At 64.4% G+C, this 556-nt stretch carries 1 protein-coding gene; it reads left to right on the top strand.

From position 1 onward, the window contains the following. Nucleotides 1–199: 199 nt before the first annotated feature. On the top strand, nucleotides 200–523 hold the full coding sequence (locus tag I6E85_RS20840; protein WP_197237343.1) for a GNAT family N-acetyltransferase: 324 nt from the start codon (nucleotides 200–202) through the stop codon (nucleotides 521–523). Nucleotides 524–556: the final 33 nt, after the last annotated feature.

Below are 556 nucleotides of genomic sequence, written 5' to 3'. Positions count from 1 at the left end.
GCATGTGCTGAACCGCATTAGGACGAGGCGGTCAGCTGTAGTCGGCCGCGACCGACTGGGTTGTCGCGTCGAGCGTGATCATGCCGCCGTGGGGAATGATCCACTGGGGTCGGGTGTGGCCGAAGGGGGCACCGACGCACACGAGCCCGAGTGAGATGCTAGTCGCGTGACTGCATCCGCGAATCGTGAGCACGCTTCGATGGAGGTGCGCCCCTATACCGAGCTGGATGCCGCCAGCACGCTGGCCGTCTTCATCGCCGCGGTGACCCAAACGGCATCCGCTGACTACACCGTCGAGCAGACGGAAGCCTGGGCGGATATCGATGCGCGGGACCTGCACTCTTGGGGCCGCGCGATGGCGGCGCGAAACAGTTTTGTCGCGACCATCGATGAAGAGGTCGCAGGGTTCTCCGATGTGAGCGCCACCGGGTACATCGACATGATGTTTGTCGCGCCGCGATTTCTGCGACGTGGGGTTGCGCGGCGGCTCCTCGCTCACGCGGAAGCCACGGCTTCCGCGTGAGCGTCACGTCTGTCAATCACGTATGCCGTCTTC

The organism is Pseudoalteromonas sp. NZS71 (genome assembly GCF_015864715.1).
GTDB lineage: Bacteria > Pseudomonadota > Gammaproteobacteria > Enterobacterales > Alteromonadaceae > Pseudoalteromonas > Pseudoalteromonas arctica.
Note: the sequence above shows the minus strand (reverse complement) of the source record. Positions and strands in the feature narration are given on the sequence as shown.

Coding starts and splice junctions, on each gene's coding strand:
- I6E85_RS20840 (WP_197237343.1), top strand. CDS start 200: ATGGAGGTGCGCCCCTATACCGAGCTGGATGCCGCCAGCACGCTGGCC.